The sequence below is a fragment of the Neogemmobacter tilapiae genome (assembly GCF_014652215.1).
GTDB lineage: Bacteria > Pseudomonadota > Alphaproteobacteria > Rhodobacterales > Rhodobacteraceae > Neogemmobacter > Neogemmobacter tilapiae.
In genome coordinates this window covers 205,204-214,085 of sequence record NZ_BMYJ01000005.1, presented here as the reverse complement: position 1 = coordinate 214,085, position 8,882 = coordinate 205,204, and the positions used below count along the sequence as shown (strand labels likewise).

Below are 8,882 nucleotides of genomic sequence, written 5' to 3'. Positions count from 1 at the left end.
TTCCGGGGCATCGCGGTCGATGCGGCGTAGAGCGCGCGCCCTTTTGCACGAATGAAAGCGCGGGCGGGCGCGGCTGTCCAGCACAAACTTGCGGCGGGGGCAGTGGCTGCCTATGCTTTGCCCATGTCCAACGCCCCCCGATTCATTCATCTGCGCAGCCATACGGAATATTCCCTTTTGGAAGGGGCGCTTCCGGTCGATGATCTGATCAAGCTGTGCAAAAAGCTGGCGATCCCCGCCGTCGCTGTGACCGACACGAACAACCTGTTCGCCGCACTGGAATTTTCGGTGAAAGCCAAGGGCGAGGGTATCCAGCCCATCATCGGCTGCACCATTTCGGTGGTGACGGACACCCCCCAGCCCGGCGAAAAGCTGCGGGCGGCCGCCCCGATGGTTCTGCTGGCGCAGAACGAGGCGGGCTATATGAACCTGATGGCGCTGAACACCTGTCTTTACGTCGACAAGGGCGGCCAGTTGCCGCAGGTGACCCTGGACGAGTTGGCGGTGCATGGCGAAGGGTTGATTTGCCTGACCGGCGGACCCGAGGGGGCCTTGGGGCGGATGCTTCAGGGCGGGCAGATGCCGAAAGCGCGGGCCTTGGTGGAACGCTTGGCCACAATCTATCCGGGGCGGCTTTACATCGAACTGCAACGCCACCCCGGCGAAGGCGGCCGCCTGACCGAGGCGGAAGAGGCCACCGAACGGGGCCATGTGGAATTGGCCTATGATCTGGGCCTGCCCTTGGTCGCGACGAACGATGTCTATTTCCCCGAGGCGAAAATGTACGAGGCGCATGATGCGCTGATCTGCATTGCCGAAGGGGCCTATGTCGACCAGCAAGCCCCCCGCCGCCGTCTGACACCGCAGCACTATTTCAAGACGGAATCGGAAATGGCGACCTTGTTCGCTGACCTGCCCGAGGCGCTGGAAAACACCGTCGAAATCGCCCGCCGCTGCGCCTTTGCCGCCTATAAACGCAAGCCGATCCTGCCGAAATTCGCCGATGACGAGGTGGAGGAACTGCGCCGTCAGGCCCGCGAAGGGCTGGCCGCCCGTCTGGCGGTCATTCCCCATGCGGTGACGGTCGAGGATTACGAAAAGCGGCTGGAGTTTGAACTGGGCATCATCGAACAGATGGGCTTTCCCGGTTACTTCCTGATCGTGGCCGATTTCATCAAATGGGCGAAATCCCATGGCATTCCGGTGGGACCGGGCCGGGGTTCGGGGGCGGGCTCGCTGGTGGCCTATGCGCTGACCATCACCGACCTTGACCCCTTGCGCTATTCCCTGCTGTTCGAACGCTTCCTGAACCCGGAACGGGTTTCCATGCCCGACTTTGACATCGACTTTTGCATGGACCGCCGCGAAGAGGTGATCCGCTACGTTCAGGAAAAATACGGCCGCGACAAGGTGGCCCAGATCATCACCTTTGGCGCCCTTCTTTCCAAGGCCGCTGTCCGCGATGTGGGCCGTGTCTTGCAAATGTCTTACGGCCATGTCGACAAGCTGTCGAAGATGATCCCGGTCGAAGGCGTCAAGCCCGTCAGCATCACCAAGGCTTTGGCCGACGAACCCCGCCTGCGCGAAGCGGCCAAGGAAGAGGTCGTTCGCCGCCTGCTGGACTATGGCCAGCAGATCGAAGGGCTGCTTCGGAACGCCTCCACCCATGCCGCCGGTGTGGTGATTGGCGACCGCCCGCTGGACCGTCTGGTCCCGCTGTATCAAGATCCGCGTTCCGATATGCCCGCGACCCAGTTCAACATGAAATGGGTCGAAGCGGCGGGATTGGTGAAGTTCGACTTTCTGGGCCTGAAAACCCTGACCGTCATCCAGAACGCGATGGAATTGCTGGCGCTGCGCGACATCCGGTTCGACATCGGCCTGATCCCGCTGGACGATGCGAAAACCTATGAACTTTACGCCACCGCCAAGACAGTGGCCGTGTTTCAGGTGGAAAGCAGCGGCATGATGGATGCGCTGCGGCGCATGAAACCGACCTGCATCGAGGATATCGTGGCCCTTGTGGCCCTGTATCGCCCCGGCCCGATGGAAAACATCCCGACCTATTGCGAGGTCAAGAACGGCCAGCGCGATCTGGAATCGATCCATCCGACGATTGACCATATCCTCGCAGAAACCCAGGGCATCATCGTCTATCAGGAACAGGTGATGCAGATCGCGCAGGTCATGGCGGGCTACTCGCTGGGCGGGGCCGACCTTTTGCGCCGGGCGATGGGGAAAAAGAATCCAGAAGAAATGGCCCGCGAACGGCCGAAATTCATCGAAGGGGCGGCGAAAACCCACAACGTCCCCAAAGAAAAGGCGGGCGAGGTCTTTGACCTGCTAGAGAAATTCGCGAACTACGGCTTCAACAAATCCCACGCGGCGGCCTATGCAGTGGTCAGCTATCAGACCGGCTATCTGAAAGCGAATTACCCGCTCGAATTCATGGCCGCTGTCATGAACTGCGATATCCATCTGACCGACAAGCTGGCGGTCTATAAACGCGAGGTGGACAAGCTGGGCATCGTGACGGTGCCGCCTTGCGTGAACCGTTCGCTGGCGACCTTTACCGTCCGCGACGGCCAGATCGTCTATGCCCTGGGCGCGTTGAAGAACGTGGGGGTGGAGGCGATGCGGATGATTGAGGTGGCGCGGGGCGACAAGCCCTTTGCCAGCCTGTTTGACTTTGCCCGCCGGGTGGATCTGAAACGGGTCGGCAAGCGGCCCCTGGAAATGCTGGCCCGCGCAGGGGCTTTTGACCAATTGGACGCCAACCGCGCCCGGGTGTTCGAAGGCCTGGATGCGCTGGTCGCCTATTCGGCGGCGGTGCATGAACAGGCGGGGTCGTCGCAAGTCTCGCTCTTTGGCGACGCGGGGGCCGATCTGCCCGAACCGCGCATTGCCGGGCGGGATGACTGGCTACCGGTGGAACGGCTGGGCCATGAACATCAGGCGGTGGGCTTTTATCTGTCGGGCCATCCCTTGGACGACTACATGTCGGCGCTGCGGCGCAAGGACGTGAAGACCCTGACCGAAATTACCCGCCTGGCCGAGGGCGGGCCGCTGGTGGCCAAGATCGCGGGTTCCATCTCGGGCCGGCAGGAACGCAAATCGGCCAAGGGCAACCGCTTTGCCTTTGTGCAGGCCTCCGACCCGACGGGGCTCTATGAGGTGACCTTGTTCAGCGAGGTGCTGGAACAGTCGCGCCACCTGCTAGAACCCGGCCAAAACGTGGTGATCAACGTCAAAGCCGAGCTGGAGGGCGATACGCTCAAGCTTTTGGCGAACGCAATTCAGGCGATTGACAACGTCGCCGCCGACGCCGGTGGCGGGGCCCTGCGCGTCCATCTGAACCGGGCTGAAGCGGCAGCATCCATTGCAACGCTGCTGTCCAAGATCGAAGGCCGGGCGCGAACCCAGATCATCCTTTGCGTGCCCGACGGTGAACGCGAGGTCGATCTGGCCCTGCCCGGTGAATTCCCGGTGACGCCGCAAGTGCGCGGCGCGATCAAGGCGATGCAGGGGGTATTGGCGGTGGAGGAGGTTTAAACCCCTACCAGTTGTCAAGGCCCTTGTCGGCCAGACGCCGTGCCAGAAAGTCGATGAACGCCCGCACTTTCGGCTGCGTAAAACGCCCCGGCGGATAGACCGCATAGATGCCCAGCGTTTCGACCGGCAGGCCCGGAATCGCCTCTTCCACCTGCCCCAATTTCATCGAATCGGCATAAAGGAAGGACGGCAGATAGGCGATGCCCAGCCCCGAAATGGCGGCATTCAACAGCGACTGCCCATCGTTCACCGTCAACCAGCCCGCCGACCGCACCTGCCGCTTTTCACCCGACGGCGCCGTCACCTTCCACACATTGCCATTCGCTTGGTTCGAATAATGCAGCAGCTTGTGGTCGTTCAGATCGTCAATCTTCTGCGGCCGTCCGTATTTCTGGAAATACCCCGGCGAGCCGATCATCCGTTTCGTCGTATCCGTCAGCTTCCGCGCCCGAAGCGAGCTGTCTTCCAGCTCCCCCACCCGGATCGCCATGTCAAAACCTTCGCTGATCAGTTCGACATAGCGGTTGTTCAAGACCATGTTCACGGTGATCTCGGGGTATTCCAGCAGGAACTCCCCCAGAATCGGTGACAGCAGGTTCACCCCGAAATCGGTGGCCACCGAAATCCGCAGCAATCCCGAAGGCGCCGATTGCATCGACGTGACCAAGGCATCCGCCTCGCCCGCATCGTTCAGCACCCGCCGCGCCCGGTCATAATAGGCCAGACCAATTTCCGTCGGCGACACCCGGCGCGTGGTGCGGTTCAACAAACGCGCGCCCAGACGCGCCTCAAGCGCCGAAACATGCTTCGACACGGCGGATTTCGAAATCCCCATCTTCTTGGCGGCATCGGTAAAGCCGCCCTGATCCACGACGGTCGCAAACGCCTCCATCTCGGTCAGTCTGTCCATTCCGAACCCCAGCCTTCCTTACATTCCAACCGTGTCTTGGCGGCCAATTCAGGCAGGATCGCGGCACGGGCAAGACGATCCGTGGGAATTGTTGCTGATCGTGCGATTTCGGGAAACAGAATGAACGGCAGGGTTGTGTCAGCGGAAAGCCGCAGAAAACCGCGCCCGCCCCGCGCGACTTCAGGCCCATCCCCCCACCCTCGGCGGAAAGATGTTCCGCGGATCCACCCCTTTCGGCAGGAAAATGGCGCGAAACCGGCCCCTCCCCCAACCCCACTGGAACACGCGTTCTGCCTCGCCTAAGTCACCTCCCGAGGCCAACACGGCTTCGACAAAACTGAAACGAACTGAAAGGAAAGACCATGACCCGGATCGGAATGATCAGCGCGATGATGGGCTCCGTCCTCGGCCTCGCGGCATCCACCGCCTTTGCCCAGGAACTGCCCGCCATTGCCGACGCCGATGGCAACGGCACTTGGTCCCTGGCCGAACTCCAGACGGTCTTCCCCGACCTGACGGAGGAGGCGTTCACCAGTATTGACGCCAATGCCGACGCGGGGGTGGATCAGGCTGAACTGACCGCCGCCGTCTCGGATGGGGCGATCACGGTTCCGGCGCAATAAGCCCGGAAGAACTTGCGCAGCAGACACCCCCAAGTGGCGGCGCAAGGCGGGCGGGCGGCGAAAGCCGTCCGCCTTTATTTATCCGCCCCGGTTTCCACGCAATGCCGCCGGAACGCCCGTTTCAGCATATCCAGCTCGGCCCGCAGCAGATCCACCTCGGCCCGAATATCCGCCTCCAGAGCCTCACCGGCCACCAACGCCAGACTGCCGATCCGCTGGCCTGCCGCATCCTGCAACACCACCGTCTGCACCCCGTCCGACAAAACCTCCACCGGCAGGTTCACCCGAAAGGTCAGCGTCACACCGTCCTCGCCCCGTGCCAGAACCAGCCCCTCCAGCACCCGGTCCAGATGCAGCACCTGCAAATCGGGCAAGGCCCCGCCCGCCACAGGCCCGATCCGCCCCGCCCAGACCCCGCCCCGCAGGCTGCTGCTGATGATCGCCAGATTGTCCATCCTACATCCCCGCCCGCAGCCGCCGCCCCAAGGTCACATCCCGGAACGTCACCTGATTCATCTGCGGCCCTTCCAAAATCAGGTCCAGCCACAGATGCTCCACCCGCTTTTCATCGAATTGCATCTGCGACAGGTCAAAATCCACGAAAACCTCTTCGCCCTTCTTCGGCAATTCCCGCAAAAGCTGCGCCACATTCGGCCCGTGCCGCAGGTTCAGCCGCCCATAAATCTGCAACGGCTTTTCCATCTCCACCCGCGCCTCCAGCCGGATCATGTGCCGACGCGTCAAACCCTTGCCCACGTCCCCCGGCAATTCCAGCGCCAGCGAAAGAAAGCTGCCGTCAAAACCGAAGACATCCAGCCGCAGCCCAAAGGCCGCCAGATCGCTGTCCCGCCCATTGCGCACCTGCCGCAGAGTCAACTCGCTCCGCCGACAGTCGTGATACAGCGTCACCCCTTCGCCCACCTCGGTCCGCACCGGAATGGCCGCCTGCCCCGCCAGATCCAGCGCCGCCCGCCAGGGCATCGGTCGCCAGGCCCAATCCGTGCCCGGCTGACGGCGGATCGCATTCGACCCAATCGCAGGCAGGGCCAGCCGATAATCCGCCTCTTGCAGCACCCGGTCGATGGCCCGGCCCATGCCCCGGCCTTCGTCCCGCAGGGCGCGCAATTCGGGGGCGGTCAGTTCCGGCGCACGCGCGGCCAAAGCTTTCCAGCGCCGCATCATGCGCCGCCGGGCCAGCTTATCCGCCCAATTCATCTGGTTGCCCGCCATCTGCCCGCCTTTCCCCCCCCGCTTGGAAATAGGCCGCGGCTGGCGCTTGGGCAAGGCAGGAAGTGGCTGGACGGGGCCGCGCGATTGCGGGATGGGTGGGGCGAATAGGGGAAGATCATGGCCAAGACCGAACGGATAGCAGCCCTCGACATCGCCCGCACCCTCGCCTTGCTGGGGATGCTGGCGTTCCACCTGACCTTTGACCTCCAGATGTTCGGCTATCTGCCCCCCGACACGATCTATCAGGGCTTCTGGTTCTGGTTCGCGCGGCTGATCGCCGGATCGTTTCTGTTTCTGGCGGGTGTCAGCCTCTGGCTCGCCCACGGCCAAGGCCTTCGCTGGCCCGCCTTTGCCCGCCGTCTGGCCATCATCACCGCTGCGGCGGGCTTGGTCGGCCTTGGCACCTGGGCCTTCATGGGCGAATATTATGTCCGCTTCGGCATCCTGCACAGCATTGCCCTGTGCAGCCTCTTGGGCCTCATCTTCCTGCGCCTGCCCGCCGCCCTGACCCTGATCGCGGCCGCCTTGGCCTTTATCGCCCCCAGCTATCTGCGCGACCCCTTTTTCGACCATCCCGCCCTTGTCTGGCTGGGCCTGCGCACCGAACCCTTCCTCTCGGTCGATTACGTGCCGCTGTTTCCTTGGCTCGCCCCGTTTCTGGCGGGCCTCGCGCTGGCCAAATTGGCCACGCAAATGGGCCTCTGGCAAAGGCTCCAACGCCCCGCCACACCGCTTACGCGCGCCCTATCTTGGCCCGGCCAGCATTCGCTGCCGATCTATCTGATCCATCAGCCGGTTCTCATCGGCCTTTTCAACCTTTGGATCTGGCTCAGATAAGCGGCTGCCAGCTGTCCAGCACCGCCACCGCCTCGGCTGCCGTTTCCACATATTGGAACAGCGACAGGTCACTGTCCGAAATCACCCCCGCCTCGGCTAGGGCTTTCCAGTCGATGATCTTTTCCCAGAACTCCTTGCCGAACAGCAGGAAGGGCAAAGGCTTCATCCGCCGCGTCTGAATTAGCGTCAGGCTTTCAAACATCTCGTCCAGCGTGCCAAAGCCCCCCGGAAACACACAGATCGCCTGCGCCCGCATTAGGAAATGCATCTTGCGGATCGCAAAATAGTGAAAGTTGAACGACAGTTCCGGCGTCACAAATTCATTCGGCGCCTGCTCATGCGGCAGCACGATGTTCAGCCCGATCGACACGCCCCCCGCCTCATCCGCCCCGCGGTTGCCCGCCTCCATCACCCCCGGCCCGCCGCCGGTGACGATCACGCCGTCCGTGCCACCCGAGGCTTTGCTGCGCAGCGTCATGATCCGCGCAAACTCCCGCGCCTCATCATAATAGCGGGTCAGCCCCCGCAGCGTTTCCGTCCGCGCCGTATCGGCCTGCTCCGGGGCCGGAATCCGCGCCCCGCCGAACATGACGATGGTCGAATTGATCCCCCATTCGTCCAGCAACATCTGCGGCTTCAGCAACTCCAACTGCAAACGCACCGGTCGCAATTCCTCGCGCGTCAGGAACTCCTGATCGGCAAAGGCCAGACGATAGGCGGGCGAACGGGTCTGCGGCGTATCCGGGATACGGTCCGCCGCGCGGATGTCTTGGGTGCTGTCACGCAAAGGATGCTTGCGGCTGTCGTCTTGGGTCATGCGTCAGGGCCAATTGCAGGGGCTTTGCCCAAGCCTTATAGGCGATGGCAACCAAGGCCAATCGCAAAAGGAACTGCCCCATGTCCCACGCCGCCCTTGAAGCCGCTATTGAGTCCGCGTGGGAAGCCCGCGACACCATCACCCCCGCCACCAAGGGCGAGACGCGCGATGCCGTCGAGACCACGCTGGAGGCTTTGGGCGCAGGCACCCTGCGCGTCGCCGAAAAGCAGGGCAACAACGATTGGCATGTGAACCAATGGGCGAAAAAGGCCGTCCTGCTGGGTTTCCGTCTAAAGGATATGGAACTGCAATCCGGCGGTCCGCAGGCTGGCAGCTGGTGGGACAAGGTGGACAGCAAATTCCACGGCTGGGGCGAATCCGAGTTCCGCGCCGCTGGCTTCCGCGCCGTGCCCAACGCCATCGTCCGCAAATCGGCCCATATCGCCAAGGGCGTCGTCCTGATGCCCTCCTTCGTCAACCTCGGGGCCTTTGTCGATGAGGGCACAATGGTCGACACCTGGGCCACCGTTGGCTCTTGCGCCCAGATCGGCAAACATGTCCACCTCTCCGGCGGCGTCGGCATCGGTGGCGTGCTGGAACCGATGCAGGCCGGCCCGACCATCATCGAGGACAACTGCTTTATCGGCGCCCGGTCCGAGGTCGTCGAAGGCTGCATCGTCCGCGAAGGCTCGGTCCTTGGCATGGGCGTCTTCATCGGCAAATCGACCAAGATCGTTGACCGCGAAACCGGCAGCGTCACCTATGGTGAGGTTCCCGCCGGTTCGGTCGTCGTCGCTGGCTCCATGCCATCCAAGAACGGCATCAACCTTTACTGCGCTGTCATTGTGAAAAAGGTCGATGCCCAGACCCGCAGCAAGACCAGCATCAACGAACTGCTGCGCGACTGACAGTC

The 8,882-nt window shown here is 62.7% G+C and carries 8 protein-coding genes; 4 read left to right on the top strand and 4 right to left on the bottom strand.

Annotated features, from left to right (window positions below):
* Positions 1 to 123: 123 nt before the first annotated feature.
* On the top strand, positions 124 to 3,552 hold the full coding sequence (gene dnaE / locus IE095_RS09820) for a DNA polymerase III subunit alpha (RefSeq protein ID WP_189411595.1): 3,429 nt from the start codon (positions 124 to 126) through the stop codon (positions 3,550 to 3,552).
* A gap of 4 nt (positions 3,553 to 3,556) precedes the next feature.
* Here the strand turns inward: dnaE and IE095_RS09815 are convergent, their stop codons facing one another.
* Entirely contained in the window at positions 3,557 to 4,462 is a 906-nt protein-coding gene (locus tag IE095_RS09815; RefSeq protein WP_189411472.1) for a LysR family transcriptional regulator, read from the bottom strand.
* A gap of 362 nt (positions 4,463 to 4,824) precedes the next feature.
* Between IE095_RS09815 and IE095_RS09810 the strand changes: the two genes are divergently transcribed.
* The gene (locus tag IE095_RS09810; RefSeq protein WP_189411471.1) at positions 4,825 to 5,085 is read left to right on the top strand and encodes an EF-hand domain-containing protein; all 261 of its coding nucleotides are present in this window, start codon (positions 4,825 to 4,827) and stop codon (positions 5,083 to 5,085) included.
* A gap of 74 nt (positions 5,086 to 5,159) precedes the next feature.
* Here IE095_RS09810 and IE095_RS09805 read toward each other — a convergent pair whose 3' ends face one another.
* Together IE095_RS09805 and IE095_RS09800 are read right to left on the bottom strand one after the other, a co-directional pair.
* Positions 5,160 to 5,540 carry a hypothetical protein gene (locus tag IE095_RS09805; protein WP_189411470.1) on the bottom strand — a complete coding sequence of 127 codons (381 nt, stop codon included), beginning with the start codon at positions 5,538 to 5,540 and terminating at the stop codon, positions 5,160 to 5,162.
* 1 nt (position 5,541) lies between these two features.
* Positions 5,542 to 6,315 carry a DUF6478 family protein gene (locus IE095_RS09800; protein WP_189411469.1) on the bottom strand — a complete coding sequence of 258 codons (774 nt, stop codon included), beginning with the start codon at positions 6,313 to 6,315 and terminating at the stop codon, positions 5,542 to 5,544.
* A gap of 117 nt (positions 6,316 to 6,432) precedes the next feature.
* Here IE095_RS09800 and IE095_RS09795 point away from each other — a divergent pair, with 117 nt between their 5' ends.
* Positions 6,433 to 7,152 carry a heparan-alpha-glucosaminide N-acetyltransferase gene (locus IE095_RS09795; protein ID WP_189411468.1) on the top strand — a complete coding sequence of 240 codons (720 nt, stop codon included), beginning with the start codon at positions 6,433 to 6,435 and terminating at the stop codon, positions 7,150 to 7,152.
* On the opposite strand, the gene IE095_RS09790 is transcribed toward IE095_RS09795, so the two are convergent.
* A complete protein-coding gene (locus tag IE095_RS09790; protein ID WP_189411467.1) occupies positions 7,145 to 7,969 on the bottom strand; it encodes an LOG family protein in 825 nt (274 codons plus the stop codon). The two genes, IE095_RS09795 and IE095_RS09790, sit on opposite strands and share 8 nt — an antisense overlap.
* A gap of 80 nt (positions 7,970 to 8,049) precedes the next feature.
* Here IE095_RS09790 and dapD point away from each other — a divergent pair, with 80 nt between their 5' ends.
* The gene (gene dapD, locus IE095_RS09785; protein WP_189411466.1) at positions 8,050 to 8,877 is read left to right on the top strand and encodes a 2,3,4,5-tetrahydropyridine-2,6-dicarboxylate N-succinyltransferase; all 828 of its coding nucleotides are present in this window, start codon (positions 8,050 to 8,052) and stop codon (positions 8,875 to 8,877) included.
* The last annotated feature ends 5 nt before the right edge of the window (positions 8,878 to 8,882 follow it).